General features: G+C 39.4%; 23 protein-coding genes and 1 riboswitch. Of the genes, 9 read left to right on the top strand and 14 right to left on the bottom strand.

Going from position 1 to position 21,827, the window contains the following annotated elements:
- The first annotated feature begins 180 nt into the window (after positions 1-180).
- From ACZYRN_RS03830 to ACZYRN_RS03820, 3 genes are all read left to right on the top strand, one after another.
- Positions 181-465: a hypothetical protein gene (locus ACZYRN_RS03830; protein ID WP_488910156.1), complete on the top strand. Its 285-nt coding sequence runs from the start codon at positions 181-183 to the stop codon at positions 463-465.
- 101 nt (positions 466-566) lie between these two features.
- Positions 567-1,751 (top strand): DHH family phosphoesterase, encoded by a 1,185-nt coding sequence (locus ACZYRN_RS03825; protein WP_488910155.1) that lies wholly within the window; start codon positions 567-569, stop codon positions 1,749-1,751.
- A 20-nt stretch (positions 1,752-1,771) separates the two neighbouring features.
- Positions 1,772-2,701, top strand: coding sequence for an NAD(P)/FAD-dependent oxidoreductase (locus tag ACZYRN_RS03820; RefSeq protein WP_488910154.1), 930 nt, complete (start codon positions 1,772-1,774; stop codon positions 2,699-2,701).
- Between the two features lie 32 nt (positions 2,702-2,733).
- Here ACZYRN_RS03820 and ACZYRN_RS03815 read toward each other — a convergent pair whose 3' ends face one another.
- Together ACZYRN_RS03815 and ACZYRN_RS03810 are read right to left on the bottom strand one after the other, a co-directional pair.
- Positions 2,734-3,564, bottom strand: a complete 831-nt coding sequence (locus ACZYRN_RS03815) for a hypothetical protein (protein WP_488910153.1) — start codon at positions 3,562-3,564, stop codon at positions 2,734-2,736.
- Between the two features lie 101 nt (positions 3,565-3,665).
- Complete coding sequence (locus ACZYRN_RS03810) at positions 3,666-4,235, bottom strand: DUF2238 domain-containing protein (protein WP_488910152.1); 570 nt, start codon at positions 4,233-4,235, stop codon at positions 3,666-3,668.
- A 138-nt stretch (positions 4,236-4,373) separates the two neighbouring features.
- Here ACZYRN_RS03810 and ACZYRN_RS03805 point away from each other — a divergent pair, with 138 nt between their 5' ends.
- The 4 genes from ACZYRN_RS03805 (at position 4,374) to ACZYRN_RS03790 (ending at position 8,258) form a co-directional block, all read left to right on the top strand.
- Complete coding sequence (locus ACZYRN_RS03805; RefSeq protein WP_488910542.1) at positions 4,374-4,649, top strand: YqhV family protein; 276 nt, start codon at positions 4,374-4,376, stop codon at positions 4,647-4,649.
- 135 nt (positions 4,650-4,784) lie between these two features.
- Positions 4,785-4,869: riboswitch (cyclic di-GMP riboswitch) on the top strand.
- Between the two features lie 20 nt (positions 4,870-4,889).
- On the top strand, positions 4,890-6,839 hold the full coding sequence (locus tag ACZYRN_RS03800) for a glycosyltransferase family 2 protein (RefSeq protein WP_488910151.1): 1,950 nt from the start codon (positions 4,890-4,892) through the stop codon (positions 6,837-6,839).
- A 70-nt stretch (positions 6,840-6,909) separates the two neighbouring features.
- Positions 6,910-7,800, top strand: coding sequence for a UTP--glucose-1-phosphate uridylyltransferase GalU (galU, locus tag ACZYRN_RS03795; RefSeq protein WP_488910150.1), 891 nt, complete (start codon positions 6,910-6,912; stop codon positions 7,798-7,800).
- 290 nt (positions 7,801-8,090) lie between these two features.
- Complete coding sequence (locus ACZYRN_RS03790) at positions 8,091-8,258, top strand: hypothetical protein (protein WP_488910149.1); 168 nt, start codon at positions 8,091-8,093, stop codon at positions 8,256-8,258.
- A gap of 96 nt (positions 8,259-8,354) precedes the next feature.
- Here ACZYRN_RS03790 and ACZYRN_RS03785 read toward each other — a convergent pair whose 3' ends face one another.
- From ACZYRN_RS03785 to ACZYRN_RS03750, 8 genes are all read right to left on the bottom strand, one after another.
- Complete coding sequence (locus tag ACZYRN_RS03785) at positions 8,355-8,981, bottom strand: LysE family transporter (RefSeq protein ID WP_488910148.1); 627 nt, start codon at positions 8,979-8,981, stop codon at positions 8,355-8,357.
- Between the two features lie 171 nt (positions 8,982-9,152).
- Positions 9,153-10,346 (bottom strand): M14 family metallopeptidase, encoded by a 1,194-nt coding sequence (locus ACZYRN_RS03780; RefSeq protein ID WP_488910147.1) that lies wholly within the window; start codon positions 10,344-10,346, stop codon positions 9,153-9,155.
- Positions 10,347-10,524: 178 nt separating this feature from the next.
- Positions 10,525-10,788 (bottom strand): DUF1292 domain-containing protein, encoded by a 264-nt coding sequence (locus ACZYRN_RS03775; RefSeq protein WP_488910146.1) that lies wholly within the window; start codon positions 10,786-10,788, stop codon positions 10,525-10,527.
- Positions 10,789-10,885: 97 nt separating this feature from the next.
- A complete protein-coding gene (locus ACZYRN_RS03770) occupies positions 10,886-12,298 on the bottom strand; it encodes a LysM peptidoglycan-binding domain-containing protein (RefSeq protein WP_488910145.1) in 1,413 nt (470 codons plus the stop codon).
- A gap of 135 nt (positions 12,299-12,433) precedes the next feature.
- Positions 12,434-13,426, bottom strand: a complete 993-nt coding sequence (locus ACZYRN_RS03765; protein ID WP_488910144.1) for a M23 family metallopeptidase — start codon at positions 13,424-13,426, stop codon at positions 12,434-12,436.
- Between the two features lie 154 nt (positions 13,427-13,580).
- The gene (locus tag ACZYRN_RS03760) at positions 13,581-13,850 is read right to left on the bottom strand and encodes a hypothetical protein (protein ID WP_488910143.1); all 270 of its coding nucleotides are present in this window, start codon (positions 13,848-13,850) and stop codon (positions 13,581-13,583) included.
- A 202-nt stretch (positions 13,851-14,052) separates the two neighbouring features.
- On the bottom strand, positions 14,053-15,006 hold the full coding sequence (locus ACZYRN_RS03755) for a TRM11 family SAM-dependent methyltransferase (protein ID WP_488910142.1): 954 nt from the start codon (positions 15,004-15,006) through the stop codon (positions 14,053-14,055).
- A gap of 42 nt (positions 15,007-15,048) precedes the next feature.
- A complete protein-coding gene (locus ACZYRN_RS03750; protein WP_488910141.1) occupies positions 15,049-16,164 on the bottom strand; it encodes an NAD(P)/FAD-dependent oxidoreductase in 1,116 nt (371 codons plus the stop codon).
- A gap of 118 nt (positions 16,165-16,282) precedes the next feature.
- On the opposite strand from ACZYRN_RS03750, the gene ACZYRN_RS03745 reads away from it, so the two are divergent.
- On the top strand, positions 16,283-16,669 hold the full coding sequence (locus ACZYRN_RS03745) for a VOC family protein (protein ID WP_488910140.1): 387 nt from the start codon (positions 16,283-16,285) through the stop codon (positions 16,667-16,669).
- A gap of 167 nt (positions 16,670-16,836) precedes the next feature.
- Here the strand turns inward: ACZYRN_RS03745 and ACZYRN_RS03740 are convergent, their stop codons facing one another.
- On the bottom strand, positions 16,837-17,391 hold the full coding sequence (locus tag ACZYRN_RS03740; protein WP_488910139.1) for a TVP38/TMEM64 family protein: 555 nt from the start codon (positions 17,389-17,391) through the stop codon (positions 16,837-16,839).
- 185 nt (positions 17,392-17,576) lie between these two features.
- Here ACZYRN_RS03740 and ACZYRN_RS03735 point away from each other — a divergent pair, with 185 nt between their 5' ends.
- A complete protein-coding gene (locus ACZYRN_RS03735; RefSeq protein ID WP_488910138.1) occupies positions 17,577-17,981 on the top strand; it encodes an SET domain-containing protein in 405 nt (134 codons plus the stop codon).
- Between the two features lie 184 nt (positions 17,982-18,165).
- Here the strand turns inward: ACZYRN_RS03735 and ACZYRN_RS03730 are convergent, their stop codons facing one another.
- The 3 genes from ACZYRN_RS03730 to ACZYRN_RS03720 form a co-directional block, all read right to left on the bottom strand.
- Positions 18,166-18,660: a CarD family transcriptional regulator gene (locus ACZYRN_RS03730; protein ID WP_488910137.1), complete on the bottom strand. Its 495-nt coding sequence runs from the start codon at positions 18,658-18,660 to the stop codon at positions 18,166-18,168.
- Positions 18,661-18,847: 187 nt separating this feature from the next.
- Entirely contained in the window at positions 18,848-20,077 is a 1,230-nt protein-coding gene (locus tag ACZYRN_RS03725) for an S-layer homology domain-containing protein (RefSeq protein ID WP_488910136.1), read from the bottom strand.
- Between the two features lie 242 nt (positions 20,078-20,319).
- Entirely contained in the window at positions 20,320-21,750 is a 1,431-nt protein-coding gene (locus ACZYRN_RS03720) for an N-acetylmuramoyl-L-alanine amidase (protein WP_488910135.1), read from the bottom strand.
- Positions 21,751-21,827: the final 77 nt, after the last annotated feature.

Genomic DNA, 21,827 nt, shown 5'->3' with positions numbered 1-21,827 from the left:
CGAAAAAAGATGAATGAGTGAGATAAAGGGGCATGTTATTCGCTTTCATTGCCAATGTTCCCGCTTACATTCACTTTGATTAAATGCTGCTTATGTATGATAATTAAAGCATATCGGCTTAAATTGAAAAAGAAACGTTGATAATCGTAACTATAAAAGAGAATGGGATGAATACATTAAATGAGTGCAGTAGCTGAAAAAATGACATGTGAATTAGTACATACAGCAGAAAAAATCAAACAAGAATTATTAAATGGAGATTTTGGTTATCAAGAGGTTCATTTTGTTGAAGAAGAGTTTTTACCAGGTGAAGGAGCTGGCTACATCGGATTTATGTACGATGTAAAAGGACATTTTGGTCAAAACAATACAGTCAGTGTGTTTTCCCACGATGGTTTTACTTTCGAAATAAGAAAACATAACGACCAAGGGTTTGATGATTTAGAAGGCAGATTTACATTATAACAGTGGGCATCTTCATTCTTGAAGATGCTTTTTTTTGTTTATCTATTTATTTTATCAATAATTTTCAATTTTGAAACCATACTACATTCTGAGGTGAAAAGATGTATAAACTGTTGTCTCATAATGATTTAGATGGAGTCGGATGCGGTATTTTGGCAAAGCTTGCTTTTGGAGACCAGGTAAAAGTCCGCTACAATTCCATTTCAAGTCTCAATGCGCAAGTGGAATGGTTTTTGGAGAACGATGACAAAAATACATTCTTACTTATTACCGATTTGTCTGTAAATGAAGAAAATGAAGAAAGACTGGATGCTTTTCATCAAGCCGGCGGAAATATACAGCTGCTTGATCACCATAAAACGGCCCTGCATTTTAACCGTTATAAATGGGGGCATATAGTGGTGGAGGACGCCGAAGGACATTTAACTTCAGCAACGTCTTTATTTTATGAATATCTTGTTACTCATCAACTAATGAAGCCATCAAACGCCATAGCAGAATTTGTGGAACTCGTTAGACAGTATGATACGTGGGAGTGGGAGAAAAAGAACAACCAGGAAGCAAAAAGTCTTAACGCCCTTTTCTTTTTACTTTCAATTGAGGAATTTGAAGAAAAAATGCTCCATCGGCTTACAACAAACAATCATTTTCACTTTGATGAGTTTGAAAAGAAACTGCTTGATATGGAAGATAATAAAATCGAACGCTATATTCGCCGGAAAAGGCGGGAACTTGTTCAAACTCAAACGAACGGCCATTTTACAGGTATCGTTTATGCTGAATCTTATCACTCAGAGCTTGGAAATGAACTTGGCAAAGAATATCCGCACCTCGATTATATTACTATTTTAAATATGGGCGGAAAGCGGGTAGGATTTCGAACGATCCACGATCATATTGATGTGTCTGAAGTGGCTAGTCATTTTGGTGGAGGTGGGCATGCAAAAGCAGCAGGCTGCTCTTTAACCGACGAAGCGTATAATGAGTTTGTGAAAGATACGTTTCATCTTGAATCATTGCCTGAAGATGCGAAACGAAATCGTTATAACATGAAACGATCCTCTTTCGGTACGCTGTATAAAAACCGGATGGATGAGATCTTTCTTCTTTATCCAGTAAACGATCGTGACTGGGCAATTGTACAAAATAAAATAAAAATGGATCAGATCTTCGCAAGTTTTGAGGAAGGAGAACATTTCTTAAAACGGAATTATGCCGTCTCGCTTGTAAATGACCATACATTTATCAATTACTTAATGGACGATGTAAGAAAGGGAATTGAATAAATTTGGAGAAAAAAACGGAAATGGATATTCTGGATGTTGTAATTGCAGGAGGCGGCCCGGCCGGATTGAGTGCCGCCCTTGTTTTAGGCAGATCTTTGAAAAACGTGGCAGTGATTGATGAGGGAAAACCAAGAAATTATGTAGCAGCTGCTTCACACGGTTTTCTGACTAGAGACGGGATAAAACCATCAGAACTTAGAAAAATTGCACATGAACAGCTAACAAAGTATCCAAATGTTAAAATTACAGAAGATTTCATCCAAAAAGTCGAAAAAAAAAATAATGTTTTCATCACAACAACAAAAAGCGGAATAACAACGGCAAGCAAAAAGATCATTTTCAGCACCGGTATGAAAGATCACTTACCGGCCATTGAAGGTCTAAAAGAGGTGTACGGAAAAACGGTTTTTCACTGCCCTTACTGTGACGGCTGGGAACGAAGAGATGAGCCTTTAGCTGTATTTGGAAACGGGAAAGGTCTATTTCCTTTTATAAAACTTATTTACAACTGGAGTGAAGATTTAATTGCGTTTACAAATGGAACAGCTGATCTAACAAAAGAAGAAAAACAAGAACTCATTCAACACAACATTCAGCTGATTGAATCCCCTATCATTAAATTCCAATCAACAAAAGGAAATCTAGAAAGAATTATTTTGCAAAACGGGGATTCAGTCCTTCGTAAAGGTGGATTTTGGGTAACGACCAACGAGCAGCAGGCTTCCATGATTCCTGCGCTTCTTGGTGTTCCTTTAAATGAGAAAGGCGAATATGAAACAGATGCTCATGGCCAAACAAACATTAAAGGGCTCTCTATTGTCGGAGATGCTAAAAATTCATTCACAAGCTTGATCGGAGCGGCGGAACAGGGATATGAAATAGGCGTTAAAATAAACGGTGAATTGGCTGAAGAAAAGTGGGCTTACTCTATAAGAATGTTAAATAAATAAAGAGCTCTGGGTCGCAGCTCTTTATTTTTCAGTTAACGCCGTTTGACTTGATAACTTATGCTGTAAAGGATAAAACACGTACAGAAAGTGATACAAGAAAACAAAATAGCTAAACCGGCAAAAGCGATTGTATAGACATGATAGATTGTAAAAGTAGATATTATTAGATGGGTGTCAAAATGGAACACGAACCCAAGTAAATTGATCGCTAGCAAGAGAATGAATACGGAAGAAATTCCAGCTGCGGCCCCTTTTATATCTTCTTTGCTTAAAGCGATATGTGTGGATATGCTTATAGCGAGAAAAAGAAACAGCCAGAATAACGGATTCACGATATTCTCTATTGTGAACAAGCTTTGAAACAATACACCGAGAGAGATAAACATACTCTTCACTATTTCCATGCTCATTCGTTCTGGCCGAACTTCATTTTCTAAATAGGCTGTAAATAGGTGATATGATTCAGGAACAAAACAGTACAAAAGAATCATTAATGATACTACACCTGAAATAAAAGGTCCAATACCAATGAAAAAATTGCCTATTCTCTGATACAGGCTTCTCTGGTTGTAGCTATGCTCCACAAAACCTAAATAATGCGTATCTCCTCTTCTCGGAACCCATTGCACCTTTTTAATTCGATGTCTAAACAGCAAGCACATCATGACATGTCCGAATTCATGAATTGGTGTGCCGATCCACGCTGTTACTAAATAACCTTTTTTAGTAAACGTTCGGTATAAATATGTAATGGATTGTTTTTGTAAAAAATCCAGTATAAATCCAACGATAACAATAAACCCTATTAACGCAACTAATTGTGAAACTGCATTAAATACAATGGTAAAAAAAGAAGAAACCATTTAATTCTTTTCATCTCCCCCGCATTGATCAAAATCTATCGAAGCTCTCTTCATTTTACTCGTTTTTAGCAAATAAAAACACTTTCTTGAAACGTTTAGATTCAAGAAAGTATAGATTTTGTTCCCTTTCTCCCCCATCCTGCCCACACCGCAATAAGAAGCCCGCCAACAGTGTCTGCGATTAAATCCATCATTGTATCTGTATTTCCACCACTTTGAGTAGTCAGTCCAATTAATTGATCCATGCTAAATTCAAAAATCTCCCACATCACCCCGCCAAGCCCCGCAAACGAGAAAGCGAATAGAAAAAGAAAGAAAGATGAGCTTCCATTTGTTAGAACAAAATAATTATATACAGCAATGGCTGCACAGCCGAGAATGACCCCGCTCATCCCATGTAAACAGGTATCCCACCAACTAATTGTATACCACCCTTTGATAGAACCTAGGTATTGTGAAGCAAATAAGAAAAAGTAATACGCAGTAACGAACACGCAGTTCAATTGACTTTTTATCAAAAAAAGAAGCAGAATGGGCACCGCTCCGCATAAAACGCCCGCTATCGAAACCATTAATTCAAAAGACTGACCGTTCGTATAAAAATAAGTCGACAATGATGCCATGAAAACAATATACAGCAAACTTATCATGATATTAAACTTTTTCCCCATTTTTTCATCCCCCTAAAATGGAATGGTTTACTACCGTCACTGTACGTTTTCCTCTGCTATCTTATTCATTTTAATTGGCCTAGTTTACTCGCTAACGGCATATAGATGAGAAATAAATAGATGTCTGAGGGTGATATGATGAGCTTCTTCATTGAAAAAACACTTCTGCTTATGATTATATTAAGACTCCTTTCTGGCAGTATCGAAATAACCGCTGCGATGCTGATGCTTAAATTTAACGATTTGGAAAAAGCTTTTTATATCAACAGTTTACTTGCTTTAGTCGGTCCTTTTATTTTGATCGTTACGACAACGATAGGAATTGTCGGCCTTGCTGAAAAAATTCCGTTAACAAAAAGCATTTGCCTTGTAGGCGGGATCTTGCTCATTCTCTTTAGTTTAAAATCGAAATGAGCCGTGTATTTAATATTGCTGTTGGACCTTTTTATGTCTATCAATTTCGTTTTCAATTTCATCTGAATAAGCACACGTGCCCTTTCATACATTGAACTTGAAAGTGGGATAGAATCATGATCCCGACATTAATCATGCAGACAATGGCAAACTAATCGAAAGGTTAGGACGCAAAGTTACAGGTCTAAGGCCATATGGCTATGACGGCTGTGCTGCCTCATAAACACTGGGGGCTCTAGAATGGAAGTTGTGATGCAAGTAACCAATATGAATGCGAAAGTCATTTTGACCATCCTCATTGTCTTGCTGTTATTCCTCTTGTATTTATTAGCCTGCAAATGGAAAAAGTTCAAACTTTTTTTCATTCTTATGGCTGTCCTCTGTAACTCCGCCTACATTTTGTGGCGAGGTTTAGAAACCATTCCAATGTTTAGTACCTTAACCATCATCCTTGGCATTGTTTTATTTTTATCTGAATTTGTTGATTTTTTTCAGTCTAACGTTTTTCGTTTAACCTTTTTAAAAGAGTATAAAATTCAGTTTAAAAGCATGGATTTATTTCGAACCTCCCCTACTGTTGATGTGTTTATTGCCACCTATAATGAGCCCGCTGATGTACTTAAAAAGACCGTTGCGGGCTGTAAATCGTTAAAGTATCCTGCTTCGAAATTATCGATCTATATTTGTGATGATGGAAACAGAGAAGAAATTAAATCGCTTGCCGAAGAGTTTGATGTAGGCTACATTACCCGTGAGTCCAATGAACATGCAAAAGCCGGAAATTTAAATAATGCTTTTAACGAAACAAACGGGGAATTTATCATGCTGCTGGATGCGGATATGATTCCGAAAAGTTATTTTTTACGGAGAACAATGGGCTATTTCACGAAAAAAGAGGTCGGATTTGTCCAAACGCCACAAGTATTTTATAACTCTGATCCATTTCAAAATAATTTGCAATACTTTAGAGAAATACCAAATGAGCAAGATTTCTTTATGCGATTTGTTGAAGCGGGCCGGGCTGCTTTTAATGTCGTTCTTCATGTTGGGACAAATGCCGTGTTCCGAAGAAGTACAGTCGAAGATATTGGCGGTTTTCCAACCGGCAGTATAACAGAAGATTTAGCGACAGGTATTATCATTCAGGCAAAAGGCTATGAAACAGTCTTTGTCAATGAACCGTTAGTGTTCGGAATGAGCGTTGACACGTTTGGTGATTTAGTGAAGCAGCGGAAACGGTGGGCGCGAGGCAACATTCAAGTAATGAAAAAATGGGGGCCTACAAAACTAAAAGGGCTCAACCTATCGCAGCGTCTTATTTATTTCAGTGGTATTCTCTATTGGTTTTGTGGTCTTCAAAAGCTCATGTTTATTATCGCACCGATTATATTCCTGCTGACAGGCATTCCGTTCGTTTCAACAAATTTATATGATTTACTTTTATTTGCGGGGCCCTCTCTTGTCGCGTCATTCTTGATTTTTAAAATACTCTCTCAAAACCACCGAACGATGTACTGGGCAAATATATATGAAGTAGCGTTAGCCCCTTATCTTGCTAAAGCTGCTTTTGCTGAATTTTTCTTGAAAAGACAGCTCGATTTTAATGTAACATCAAAAGTGCAAAAGACGAACTCTAAATACTTTCACTTTACGCTCGCTCTACCTCACATCATCCTATTCATTCTATCCATCTCAGCGATTATCTTCGGTTTATATAAAATGTATTATGAAATGTACTCCTATTCCTCTATCATTGTAAATTTACTTTGGTGCTGTTATAACATCTCCAGTATCTTTGTCAGTATTCTTGTCTGCATAGAACGGCCAAAGCCGGAAGGAGAAGAAAACATTACATTCACCAATTCTCACGTTTGGTTATCCAACTTATCTGAAAAAAGTCACTCCACCTTTAATATCCATCAAATGTCGGTCAATCAAATTATTTTGTACAAAAATGATTATCTTGTAAATGATTCCTATAAACTAGGCGACCTTGTCGAGCTTTCTAATCCAGAGCTGTCAGGCGTTGGCGGCGTTATTCAAGAAATATATGAAGAAGATAATAAATTGTATTTCAAGATCATTTTCAATGAGCTGGAGAAAAATGAGTTTATAAAAGTTATTCAATATGTTTTTGAAAACTCGAGAGGCTACACAATGGTTGATAAAGAACTGATCAGCAAATATTAGTGTACCTAGTTGTCCGCTGTCTTATATAGACAGCGGGCAACACATGGTATAAAGATTGAAGGGAGTCTCTATGACAATAAAAAAAGCGATTATTCCTGCAGCAGGGCTAGGTACAAGATTCCTGCCCGCAACGAAAGCGCTGCCGAAAGAAATGTTGCCAATCGTCGATAAACCGGCTATTCAATATATTGTTGAAGAAGCCGTTCATTCTGGAATCGAAAATATTATTATCGTAACAGGACGAAATAAACGCTCCATTGAAGACCATTTCGATAAATCCATCGAACTGGAGCAGACACTTATTGAAAAAGAAAAATTTGATCTATTAAAAGAGTTAAAAGACGTTTCCAACTTAGCGAATATACATTATATTAGGCAAAAGGAACCTTTAGGATTAGGACACGCTATTTTATGCGCTCAACAATTTATTGGCAAAGAACCTTTTGCTGTTTTATTAGGTGATGATATTATGGTGTCTGAAAAACCTGCCTTACAGCAGCTAATAAACGTTTATGACGAATATTGTACCAATGTGATTGGCGTTCAGACGGTTGAACCGGCTGAAGTGAGTAAATATGGCATTATTGCTCCCGGAGAACAAATTGGAAATGTATGTGAGGTTCAGAATTTAATCGAAAAACCGTCCATATTAGAAGCTCCGTCACGCATTGCGATTATGGGAAGATATATTTTACAGCCTTCGATCTTTCCTCTATTACAAAAAGGCAGAAAAGGAGCAGGGAATGAAATTCAACTAACAGATGCTTTACAGGAATTGTGCAGCGATGAAATCATCTATGCTTTACAAATAGAAGGTAGCCGATATGATATTGGTGACAAGCTTGGATATTTAAAAGCAAATACAGAGATTGGGCTGCAAAGAAGTGGAATGAGAGAACAGCTGTTAACGTATTTAGAACATGTTGTCAAAAGAGAAAGTGCAAAAAAAGTATTACCGTAATGTGGGAGAAACAAACGTCCCTATCGAAACCATTGATTCAAGAGACTGATCGTTTGTTAGGAAAAGGACCATTCAGCTAAAATAGCTGTTTGGTCCTTTTGATTATGCAAGTATTCTTTTCGTTTTCAATTACACAAATCCACATCCTTGCGAGAGCCTATCTTCATGAGGTAGCGTGAAAATGGAGAAAAAAACGTGCGGCGGCTGTAAGGCTGCATGTGGAACGTATATTGAAAAAGAAGGTCTTTCTCATTCTGTTAATGGTTTTCCCAAAATGGAGGGATCGGGTTTTGGAGTTCTCTCTTTTGTTCGCTTTTTACGCCTATGGAGGAATTGAAATGATGGGCGTAATGGCTATCCATCTCCGTAATAAAGAGGACACTCCCAAGTCGGGAAAAGTGATGCTCGGATTACGTCGTGCTTATTCTTTCCGTTGTTACCTCTTTACAATTGCCTGAAAAAGTGTACGAATATATTACAACCGTTGCAGAGCTAATGCTGCTTTTTAATTGGTTTTTCATTTTATTGATGAATGAAAGCCCTGCTTAAGCGGATCAAAATAGCGCCTGATAAGCCTGTATGCCAAAGTAGACCCCGAATCCAATCATCGATAAGGAAGAAAGAATGGAAATGATTTTTAATAGCCTTATGGATAAAAACCTTCGTGCGACACTGGATACTGTTGCCATCATTACATCCCAGGAGAGATTCCCAATAATAATAGCGATACTATAAATAAAGATTTGACTTCCTGTAAATAATTCGGTTGTTTCTGCCAAAATGGAACCATATATGCCTAACCAAAAAAGGAGCGTTAATGGATTCAACAGCGACATGAAAAACCCTGACAATAACGATCTTCTTAGAGGAATCGTCTTTCCCTTTCTTACATTCACTTCAATTTTGTTGGCCGTTAGCAAACTTTCTACTCCGGTGTACGTAAGAACGAAACATCCAAACGACCAGAGAAGTGTTTTCATAAAAGGAGATTCAATAAATTGGACAACCCCAACATAAACCATGATCATATACAGGACCTCGGCTGCTAAAGCACCAAGACCAAAAATCCAAGCATGAAAAAATCCATTTTTAATTCCCGTATCTAATTGCGCAGCATTAACGGGACCTATTGGTGCAGCTAAAGATACGCCTAAAAAAATATAGGTGAATATAGAATTCATGAAACAGTCCTCCGTTAAAATGATGTCTTTGCATCTTATTCAGAGGGAATAGCTTGTACGACCACTGAAAGGAAAAATTCTATAATTGACGTCACATATACCTGATAAAAAAAAGCGATCTTCTTATGGAAGAATCGCATCCGTTTTATAAAACTGAATCGGGTCAACGCCTTACATATACAGTCCCGCTAGAAAAATACCTAGTGCCTCTTGATAAATTTCATCAAATTGAGTAATGGGGAGCGGATTCGTTCCGCTTCCAAGTTCGACGGTAAATCCAGGTCTGCGCCATTCCTGGATAAACCAATCCTTGTATCCAGCATAGCTTTCTATCGTTTGGACAGGCTCGTAGCCACTGACCCGTCCGAATTCGTTGGCTAGTATTTCCGACTCTGGCGGCTCTAAGTTCTCAAACCCCCAGTAAATGACTTTTCCTTGTGTATGAAAAGCAAGCACTCTTGAAAAATCCCGTCTTCGTGTCAGTTCTGCCATCCGGATGGCTTCTGGCTCAGATAATGGCTGTTCCCCTCCATAATCCCGCGGTCCCGGCTCTTTCGGATTATCCGCTCTTTCTTCTTCCCACTTCGCAGGAAACTGATCATTCAAATCTACGCCGCGAATATTGGCCTTCCATCCCGAAAAGTCGGTGCTGCCATTATTTAATTCGACTACTTTGCTTTTCCACGGCTCATCCGCGGGCGGTCCATTTAACACAAGGTTTACCCCATCCGGATTCACCATAGGCACAATAGATAAGAAATTTTCTTGATACAAACGATAGGTTGAAAGACCCCGGATCGGCTGGAGATTGGTCAATGATAAAACATAATCATTTAAAAACGTCATAATGACCGGTGTTGTGATCCATTCATTCGCATGAAATGAACCATTATAATGAACCCGTTTCATTCCATTGCCAATCGTCACTTCCGGTATTTCTTTTTCAAGTACAGAACGCCCGATTGAAGGCACACGTAAAAATGGATACACGGCTCGTAATTGCCTCAGATCTGTCATCATTTGACTGTAATCGTACGGTCTTTTTCCCTGTACAATCCGCCAAGTAACCCGCTGCGGTACACGAATGATTTGGCCGATATGGAGTTGAGTAGGAATGAGTCCAGGGTTTGTCAGCATAATGGCATCAACCGGGATCTTATAGTTCTCCGAAATACGCCACAGAGAATCACCGCTCTTTATTCGGTAATTTTGCGTAACAAAGCCTGGAATTCGAATCTTTTGTCCAATCGACAGTCGATCGAACGACTGAAGTTCACGGTTCGAATCTTTAATTAGCTGCAGACGGATCGTAAACAACTGGCTGTAAGACCATAACGAATCACCCGCTCTCACAACAATATCCATACGTTACCTCCTTATCCCCGCTCTTCCTAAAGTGTATGTATGCTTTTTCTCTTTTATCACGTATTAACGGACAAGAAGACCCCCCCACGTCAAGACATTGAGAAGATAGGAAGAATAAAAAAAGGCTGTCCTAATCAGTTATTCACTGACTAGAACAGCCTCGCTTCCAATCGTCTCTTTACTCTTCTCCGGCTTCTTCAAACGCAGCTGATACTTGATCAAATTCCTCATCACTCTCAATAATGGATAATTGCTCATCCTCTTCCACTCTTAAAAAGAAGACATCGATCTCTTCTTCTGAGTCTTCTTGAATTTGATCCACAAATCCGACAGCCGCGTAGTCTGTCCCTTCTAAGTTCATCGTGCCGAGCACTTCGATTTCCTGCTCCTGATCGTTCTCATCAATCAACGTAAAGATATCGCCTACTTCCACTTTTTCCATGCTGCTTCCTCCCTCTTCTTTTCACATTAGATTCTCCAAACATTATACCCGCTTCTTTATTTTTTAAAAGAAAAACAAACTTTTTTGCCCAATTTCATTATCGTTTTCGGACAATAAAGCTGTTGCCCAGCAGTACCCAATTTTGAGGAAATGGATAACCAAGTACCCAATAACTAAGACCTCTAAGCTTGTACGTTTTCACTAAGTCAAATTTAGCTTTGGCACTGCGGGCATCTTCAAACCAGACTTCATGGGAACGTCCCTGTTCATCTTTGTACGTGTAGAATGGAGATTGGGCGATCTCATCATATTTTATTTCAGCCTCATATTTGACAGCTCGTCTAATCGCTTCCTGCATATCAAAGGTCTCCGCTTCCTGTCCTTCTTTGTGCGGCACGAGCCAGTCGCGTGCATAAATTTGAAACCCTAATAAAATTTTATCTCTCGGGATAGCGGTCACGGCGTAATCAAGGACACGTTTCATTTGATTAATCGGGGAGATTGCTTGTGGCGGCCCCTTTCGATATCCCCATTCATAGGTCATGAGCACAGTAAAATCAAGTATCCGCCCATGTGCAGGATAATCTTGCGCTTCCACTAATAACCCTTTTTGATCGGCACTTGTTTTTGGTGCAAGAGAGGAGGACACAAAGTAGCCTTCAGAATGTAAACGCTCCACTGCCCGCTCGAGAAAACGATTATAGAACTCACGGTCTGCAGGTGCGACATTCTCGAAATCGATATTTAGTCCTCTATACCCTTTCTCTTTCATCACTTTTATTGTATTGGTTAATACTTTTTCCACTAAATCGGGGCTTGAAAGAATCGTGTGTGCAAGATCCGTTCCTGCTTCTGTGCTGGAAAAATTAGTAATGGCCATCATAGGAACAACACCCGTTGACTGGGCTGCCTGTATCGTCGGACCATCATCAATGCCTTCTAAGCTGCCATCCTCTTTCATTCGATATCCAAATGGACTTACATAGGTTAAATCATAAGCCACATCACGTACTTGCTGTGCACCGGCTTGCCCGAATGTGTACGAGAATGCATTCACATCAATGAAGGGCTTTGGTACAGTCGGAATCTTCAAGCTTTGGCCTATATAAAGACGAGAAGAAGTTGTTAGTTGATTGGCCTGTAAAATCGCTTCGGGCGTCGTTCCATAGCTAGCTGCGATCTTGTACAAGGTGTCTCCTGCTCTTACGGTATGATAGATCACCGGTATTACAATAGTTTGGCCGGGGTAAAGGCTAGTTGGATTTGTCATTTTATTCGTTTGCATGATTTCCTGCACAGTTGTTCCATAATAAGCCGCAATGTTTGCAAGCGTATCTCCTAGCTGCACGGTATAGCGAAGGTACGGTTCTGGAATGACTAGCGCCTGGCCAATAACTAATGTTTCGGGATTTTCAAGATTATTCACATTGACAATTTCGGTAGTGCTAGTCCCATATTGGCGGGAAATGCGCCATAACGAATCCCCTCGCTTCACCACATGAATTTTCATTATTACACCCCCGCTTTCTGTCCTATTTTCCATTCAGTTTATTAAGAAAAAAGCGTTTATATGATTAATTCTGTTGAAGCGGCACATAAAAAACCCGACAAGAGATCACTCTTGTCGGGTTTTTAAGGGGGAAGCTTACTTGCGTTTTTCCCGTTCCTGTCTTTCCCAAAGTTTTAAAGATGGATATGGATCAAACGCCCATTCGTTTCGGCCATTGTCTTTATACATCCCGTAGTGAAGGTGTGGAGGAAATTGACCAGACGTCCCTTTTTTTCCATATCCCGAGCTGCCGACATATCCAATCACATCCCCCGGTTTGATAATGTCGCCTTTTTTAATGTCTTTACTGAAATAAGCTAAATGAGCAAAATAGTGATACGTATTGTGAATATCGCGAATACCAATTCGCCAGCCGCCGAATTTATTCCACCCTTTTACTTCAACAATTCCATATGATGTCGCCCGCACAGGGACACCAAAATCCGCAAATAAATCGGTTCCTTCATGTATCCGGAGACCTCCCCATCCTCGACTCGCTCCCCACGTGCCACGATAACTAAAATTGTGTTCAACAGGAATCGGAAAGGCATGCTCATCTAATTGTATAGTTTGAAAATGTTTATAAATTTTCGCAATGGTCATAATTTGGTTTACTGTTTGTTTACGTCCATAATAATCCATTAATGCTTTTTTAATCTTTTTTTCTGTATGTCCATATTCGCTTAAATAGGCTGCCATCGTATATATCACATCATCGTCATTATCCGGATCGGCAATCCCATCCTGATTCCCATCTTTTCCTTTCCCTTCAAAAAAAGTGATGGACTGGGGAGCTGTATCTTCTTGATTTGGATTAAGGGCCCCCGACCATACCTCATCCGGAAATTGAATAGCGATAACACCTTTTTTTTCTGGAATATCTGTACGCACTTGCTCTATATTGCGTTCAAACTGATCCACTGCAGCTAAATAATACCATGGTAACATGAAGCCCTCATACTTTATATAATATCCCATCCGTGCATTCAATTGCTCCTCTCTCGTTGGCGGCTCTTCAGCTAAAACAGCAGAGGAAAAAAGAAAGAAGAACGCGATCAAAGAAGGCAATAATAACAATGATAAGCGCACACCTAAAACCTCCTTTTTTAATATCTTCTCTAGACTTCCCTAATCCGTTTTTTTCATAAATCCTTTTATTGACAACAAAAAAATCCCTCAAATAAATTATTTTCAGGGATCTTCCAATATTTCAAATGTGTTAAACACATTTTTTGGTTATGATTCACCAATTTCCTCCTTCAAGCGGCTGAGCCCATTCTCCTAAATAATGACGTGCAACGGGATTATTGCGTATATCGTTCTCTTCCCCATCTACTACTTCACAAAGACTTTTTGGAATACTGCGCCGATTCCGCCGTTCAAATGCCGGCCAAATGACAATATATCTCTCCCGTCCGTCATCCATCACATGAAATGTTTCGTTTAAATTTTGTTCATACCACTTATGATAAACCGGATTTGTACGGACAATTTTCACTAATTTTAACGTCATTCTTTTTTAGCCACCTTTTTAAAAATTTCTCTCTATCGTTATGCCCGTAAAAAAAACGTTCTATTCAGATATTTTATTACTCATTTGTAATTTAATTATTTTATTTTTGAATTATACATATACTGTTTTTTGTTTTATATTTTTAAAAAAAGAGCTGTTCTTCAGCCAGCTATTCACTGACTAAAAACAGCTCTTCATGATTTTATTCACACACAATAATTTGTCTCGAAAATAAGCTTTTTTTGGCCACGCAGCGGTCTGTAATGATAAATCCTGCTGCTTCGATCATCTCATCGATGGTTTCGATCGTGATAACGACTACTTTTTGGGAAAAACGACGCGCATGCTGAAGAATAGAAAATTGCTCTTCCCGGGTTATATGTGTATAAAGATTGTACGGTAAATCGATAATAGCTACATCATAACTGTTCGAAACATCAGCGATCGGACCCAACGTGACATCGCCCCGAAGCCCAAAATAAGCAATATTTTCTCTTGATCCCCCTGTAGCAAGAGGATTGATATCACGGCCGACAATATCAATACCCATAGAAAGTGCTTCTACCAATACAGTCCCAATCCCACAGCATGGATCGATCGCCCGGACACCATCAGGATTTGGTACGGCAATATTCACAACCGCTCTAGCTACTCTTGTGCTGAGTGCTGTAGAATATTCACGCGGCTTTTTCAAGTGATGAAACCAAACAGATTCACCTTTTTGGTATTTCCCAAAATACCACCGGCCGCCCATTGTCACAATGCCAAATGTATGATCAGGATCATGAATATCAGCTTCACCATGAATATGCATGCCGATTTCCCGCTCAATCACACGGCGCTTGTCATATTCGATTTTTTCCGATTTATCCAGGTCATTAATTTTAACAAAGAGGACCTTAAATGTCTGTTCAAACAATTCAATTTGCTGGACTTGTGCTAAAATATCCGGCAAATCGTCCCCTTCAAACATGATGTCAATTCGTTCCTTTATAAATGGGCTGCGGCTCGGATCGATTTTATTTGTACTTTTCATCAGTTTCGATTCCGATTCGATTCCAAAAAGCGAGCGCATTTCCATGCGACATAACGAATGTTCTTCTTTACTGAATGCATATGTATATATAAATGATTGTATTTTCTTATTTTTATCCAATTTTATCCACCCTCTATGCTGTTCACTTTTTCTTTTGCTTCATTATTCCAATGCCCCAGCTACTTCATAATCATGAAGATTGATTTCTGTTGTTTTGCCAAGAGCAAGCTTAGCCAGTTCAGAACCAAGATACGGACCTACCGTTAACCCGGAAGCGCCAAGCCCGTTTGCAATAAATAATCCTTCATAATCAGGCAGTGCACCGATCACGGGAAGAAAACCAGGTGTAAATGGTCTAAATCCTACCCTCGTTTCAAGTATCATGCTATTTGCAAGACCTGGCGCTACCGACAGCGCTTTATCAAAAATTTCATGCAGCCCGCCTGCTGTTACCCGTTCATCAAATCCAGTTCCATTTTCATGTGTGGCACCCACAACAATCCGGCCTTCTTCAAATGCGAGAATGTACTGATCATTTGGCGGCATGACAACCGGCCAACTGCTCGTATCCGTGTTTGATAGCTGCAGATGGACGATTTGCGCTTTTTGATGCGTAACTAAAAAACGAATGCCCAGCGGCTGCAAGAGCTCATTTGCCCAAGCGCCTGCTGTGACAATCACATGATCAGCATGCAACGTCTTTTCTCCCGCCTGAACACCTGTGATGATCTTGTCTTTACAGACTAATGAAGCATCTGCTTGAAGAATAGACGCTCCATGTTTTCTGGCACCATTCACAAGAGACTGACGGAGAGCCCTCCCATTTACACGCGCCGCGCCGCTTATATGAACAGACTCATAGCGCGCGGCTAAAGGCGGGAATAAATTGTTCGTTTCAGTCATGGTTAAGCGAGTGATTTCGCCAATTTCCGGGGCATCCTGACGCCGCTTATATGCCCGTTCTTCCATCTTATCCAATTTTCCCTCTTCTGTATGAAGGCTGATCGCGCCTACTCGGCTATACCCCGTGTCCCTTTCACCATCTGCCTCCAGTTGCTTGATTAAAGAAGCATAGTATTTGGCTCCATTTTTGGCTAATGTGTACCATGCCTGATTACGGCGCTGTGAAAGCCATGGGCAGACAATTCCTGCTGCCGCATCTGTCGCTCTTCCGGGGTCCTTCCGGTCAACTAATGTTACATTCTCTCCTGCTTTTGCGAGATGATAAGCGGTAGATGCGCCTAAAATACCCGCTCCAACGACAATATACGTTTTCATAAAATAAAACACCTTTTCTGTTTTGTTTCTTATTATACTCTTTTTAGCAGAACAAATCAGAATACGGCGAACAAGGGGATGACATATGGTATGATGGAGACAGAAGGAGGCTTTTATTTTGATTACATATGAAGGAATACATCATATCGGGGTCAACGTCACCAATCTTGAAAAAGCGAAACAATTTTACCGGGATGTTTTATGCTTGCAAGAGCTCGAACGCCCTCCCTTTGATTTTGAAGGCGCTTGGTTTGCAGCCGGTGAGCAGCAAATTCATCTCCTCGTTATCCCTCAGTCGCAAACGATTCGCACTGACAAATCATTATCAAGCCGTGAAGGTCATTTCGCCCTCCGTGTTCATGATTATGCTGAAACGCTTCATTGGTTACAGCACCATAACGTTTCGGTACTCGAAAAACCAACTAGTAAAAGCGGTTTTGCCCAAATTTTCTGTGCCGATCCAGATGGGAATTTGATCGAACTGCATGTTGAACGAACTGAATAAAGCGAATCTTCCATCTGTTGGATTTTAGACGCTTAGGACATGATAATCTTCTTACTCTGATGCTACCCCCGCTAACCTTCATTGGTTTCGCTCCGTCCCATAGTGGGGGTACTTTCGTTTATTCTGCGCTCAAAACGAAAGCCTTGGATGAATTGTTTTTAACTTCCCTATCTCGTTTTTAACTTCCTCTTTGTATTCAACTTTCCTAATAGACTATACAAAGCTATTAAACAAGCTAAAAATAATAATGATATATGCCAAGGCATATCGGTAATTGATTGACCAAATGCCGTATAAACCATCGATGGAATGATAATACCTAAAATAGAATATTTCATGTACTCTTTATATGATTTCGTCATGTCTATTAAATAAAGGGATAATAAATGAAAATGAACAAAAGGCATCATACGCAAAATCATCACTTGACCAACTGTCATCTTTTGGTCTTTAAGTACTTTTCTTTTTAACGTTAGCATCTTCTCACGTATAGATGGAAAATGATTAACTACTTTATAAAAAGCCGCGCTCATCAGCGATAAACCGATGATGGAGTACAGTGTGCCATTTATAAACCCAAATAAGTATCCGCCAGCTATACAAACGACGACGATAGGTACAAATAGAATGGGACGCAGCAAATGGAACAAAATAAAAAGAATAGGTGCAAGCCAGCCCGCTTGCTCAATGATATACTCGATCCATATCTCTAAACTGTTCATATCGATTCCTCCTTTCTTTTTTTATCTTTCTTTTCATTATACGGTTTTAACAGAAGATGCTCCTCCGCAAAAAGAAACATTTATAAATTCTTCTTCTTCACAATTGAAATACTTGCATTTAGCTGAGTTCACTGTCATGCTTAAAAGATCAAATACTTTTGAAAAGAACGCGGAAGGTGACAAACATGATTGAGATTAAAACGTCCACGCTCAGCGATGGAGAATTCAATAGAGGAGTATTTGCGAAACGTGATATCGCAAAAGGAGAGTTGCTGCACGAAGCACCTGTTATTCCCTATCCGAATGAACAACACGTTCATATCGAAAAAACACTTCTTGATGACTATGCATTTGAATACGGCAAAAACCATACTGCTTTCGTATTAGGCTATGGCATGCTGTTTAACCATTCCTATACACCGAATGCTACGTATGATATTAACTTCAAGAACCATACATTTGATTTCTATGCTTACACCGATATAAAAGCAGGAGAAGAGATCCTGATCAACTACAACGGTGAAGTTGATAACCAAGATCCACTATGGTTTAACGAAGAGACAGATAACGAAGATGAATCCAATAAGTGATCGTGTTCTTCTACTCTTGCTTAACGAAAAAACCTTAAAGCAGGGGGACTTCCCCCCTGCTTTAAGGTTTTTTTTATCCATAACTACTTTCATCGTAAGACACAAAAAAAAAAGCTTTTCGGCTCTTTTTTAATTCATATGCATTCGATTATTTATTTTAGAAGAAACGTGCAGCCTGATGTTTCTAATTGGCAATACGGTAATTTAATAAATCAGTTGCTTCATTTTCCGTGATCCCGTTAATTAATCCCATTTCACTAATTAAGTATTTTCTCGCATTACGCAGCATAATCTTTTCACTTGAATTGAGCGCTTTTGCTTCGTTCATTCGTGTTAAATCGCGTATGACTTCCGCACATTCTTTCGTTTTTCCTGTTTTCATTTTTTCCATGTTCACCTTGTATCTCTCCTTGTACGAGAGTGACTCTCCAGATTCTTCGCGATGAACAAAATGTAAAATACTTTCCATCGTCCGTATATCCACGGCCATTCGAATGGATGACTGTTTCATTTTCTCTAAGGGAATCATCACTTGTAATTGATTAATGGCAAACGTCATCACAAAATATTGCTTCTTTTCTCCAAGAATTTCCTTTTCTTCTATGGCTTCAATTACACCTGCTCCATGCATTGGATAAAAAATTTCATCGCCTACTTGAAACAATGAATCCACCTCCAAATTTACTATCTTTATTAAGTTTACCACACTTTAATTTTTTTATCAAATTTATTATAATATCATATATTATTTATTCAAGTCAATGATTTTTTTCTCAAAAAAAGATGTTCATATTCGATAAAATAGACTTGTAAACAAAACGAAAAAGCTAACCTTACATACGGTTAGCTTCCTTATAATTTTTCTTTTACCGTTCATCAATAATAGCAGTTTTAGGATCAATGGAAACATAGTAATCCTCTACGTTGGTTTCAATCAAAAATTCATAGTGCCCGTTTCTATCTTTTTTCCTGTATGAAATGTTCTGTACATACTGCCGATATTTTTCATAGTTATATATATCTTCATACGCACTAATTAAATATTCTTCCGCTTCTGCCACCGTTAAATTGAAGGGATCGTCGTACGCGGTCGCATATTTAGGCAGTTCACTCATTTTCCATTGACCGTTTCGCTTCACAATTGTCCACGTTTCCGAAGCAGGTTCATCCATCCCAAGCGGATAGCGGACTTTTACAGTTATGCGTTCGTTACTCCGCTCCATAATTTCATATGGCAAACCCCAATCATGCACTTCACTATAAATGATCCAATCACAATACGTGCATGTTACTTTGTAATACTCTTCCATCATTGAAAGCATCTTGCCTTCTGCAAAAGGTGTTAATTCACGTTTAAACGTGGAAAAAGCAGGACGGCTGCCGTTCGGTTCATTTACGTATAAATAATGATAAATAATCGAAGACGCCTTATTTTGCACTTCTCGTATTAAACTCAAAATTTCTTGATCATTGTAGGCACTCACTGGCTTTGCTTTATGTGCACGGTCTAAAAACATTATCAATTCAGCACGTGTCAACTTTTTATCCGGTGAAAACGTTGTTGCTGTCGTTCCAGCCGTTACCTTGTGGCGGACTAATGCTTCAATATAAGGTGCCGCCCAGTTAGATACTTTTACGTCTTTAAACGGCAATGTGAACGATGTTTTTTGCTCATAGCCAAACGCATCAACCATTAACTTTGCCATTTGTGCACGGGTTAAAATATCATTTGGCCGCATTGTCCGGTCCGTAAACCCTTGCAATATTTTACGCTCTGCCAATGCCGCCACTTCATCATAATTTTTATTCAGTACCGTTACATCACGAAATCCAGCATGATTTGTCTCTCGCTCCAATCCAAGAATGCGCGCGAGCATCACCGCTGCTTCCATACGCGTCACATACATTCCTGGACGTACCTTTCCGTCTTCATCCGATTCAAACACTCGTTTTGATTCCAAACTCCAGACCGCTTCATACGCTCGGTGCTTTGGCGAAACATCTTCAAAAACAGCCGCCGCTGCATCTGCTTTCCCCGGCAAAAGTATTGGGCTGATCAGCATACATGCCATCACTGTTAGAAACCATTTTCTCATACAATACAACCTCCTGCAAATTCATTTCCACATCTATTCTATCAAATAAATTGAAAGATATGGAGTTAAACTCGATTACTTTTCCCCCATTTCGAGACGCAATATCAAAGCATAATTGTTTAAATCGTTTCCTATTAATCTATTTTGATAGTTATTGACATTATTTATTAACATAGCCTAAATATAAATAAGGCTATCCCTAGTCAGTTATTCCACTGATTAAGGATAGCCTTTCTTGTTGCTTATTTTCCGACCGCATAAAGAGAATCGACTTGGTAGCCTTTCGCTTTATAATAATCTAAAACACCGTCATAAATCGCTTTCGCCATTACCGTCTGCCAGTAGTCTGATTTTAACATGTTATTCTCATTTTTATTAGAGATAAAACCAAGTTCGGCAAGAGCGGCTGGCACACTATTATTATCTAACACACCTAAACTTCTGCCTAGCTGTCTTGTACTCTTTATTTTGCGGTCTTTCAGCTTCCATGCTTCAAGCATACGGTTTTGGATTTTTGCTGCAAGCAGTTTACTGTCCGCACCGTGCGGATTAGCAGCAGAAGAATAAATGGTTTCCGTTCCGCTTGCACTTGATGATGAAGCAGCATTGGCATGAATACTAACGAATATATTCCCGCCATTTTTTCTTGCAAAGGAAGAACGCTGATTAATCGTAATATAACGGTCATCTGAACGCGTCATTTTCACGTTGAATGATGTTTGCTTTAACAGTTTATTCACTTTCAAACTTGTAGAAAGCACGACGTCTTTTTCTCTCAGTCCAAATCCGACTGCACCTGGATCACTGCCTCCATGACCTGGATCTAAAATAATCGTTTGGCTAGAAAGGCGGGAATCTGCTCCTGTTACCGGTGGCTGAGCAGCACTGGCTGTTTCTGTATCTCGTAAATAAGCTGTGCTCACAAAGCCGATTGTGCTGCCTGATTTTACATATGTCCATCCTGCCACTTCATGTGCACCGATCACTTTTACATCTTTTGATAGCTTTCCTTTAGATGGATACGATACGGATGGGCCTGAACGAACATTTAAGTCACCTGTATTTGTCCATAATGTTTTCGTAAAACTTGAAAACTCTTTTACACGAAATTCAGGGTTTATCGCACGTGCTAGGAAAATAGCGAAATCCGCGCGTTTAATAATGTGATCCGCACCAAATGTGCCATCTGTCATCCCGCTTGCAATACCGCGTGATGTCAATGCATTCGCAGCACCAGATAACGTGCCGCCGAAGTTATATCCAAATGCTTTTGACAACATGACAGCCATTTCTCCGCGTGACACTTCATTATATGGTAAAAACCGTCCACCTTCGTAACCCGAAAGAATACCTTTTTCAACAGCCGACTGAATATAGCCTGAAGCAAAACTGCCCGAACCAACATCTTTAAAGCTTGTAACACGCTTTGTACCGTCGAGCTGAAGCGCCCGGCCGATGAATGCAGCGGCTTCCATACGCGTGACTTTTTTTTCAGAACCAAATAGCGTCGCTGACGATCCGTTGGCAATTTTACCTATCGACAAATAGTTCACTTCTTTTGACGCTCGATCTGGAACATCGACAAAATTCGCCGCATACGCAGCTCTATTCACTCCAAAAAGAGTAATTAACATACAAAATGCTATGCCAACAATGATTAAACCTTTTTTCACCTTTTTGCCTCCACTCGTAATATTTACCACTAATTCCTAGAATATATTAACATATATAACGTAGATTTCATACCTTC

This window comes from Domibacillus sp. F004 (assembly GCF_057814295.1).
The sequence above is the reverse complement of the archived record's forward strand: the minus strand, read 5'-3'. Positions and strand labels throughout refer to the sequence as shown.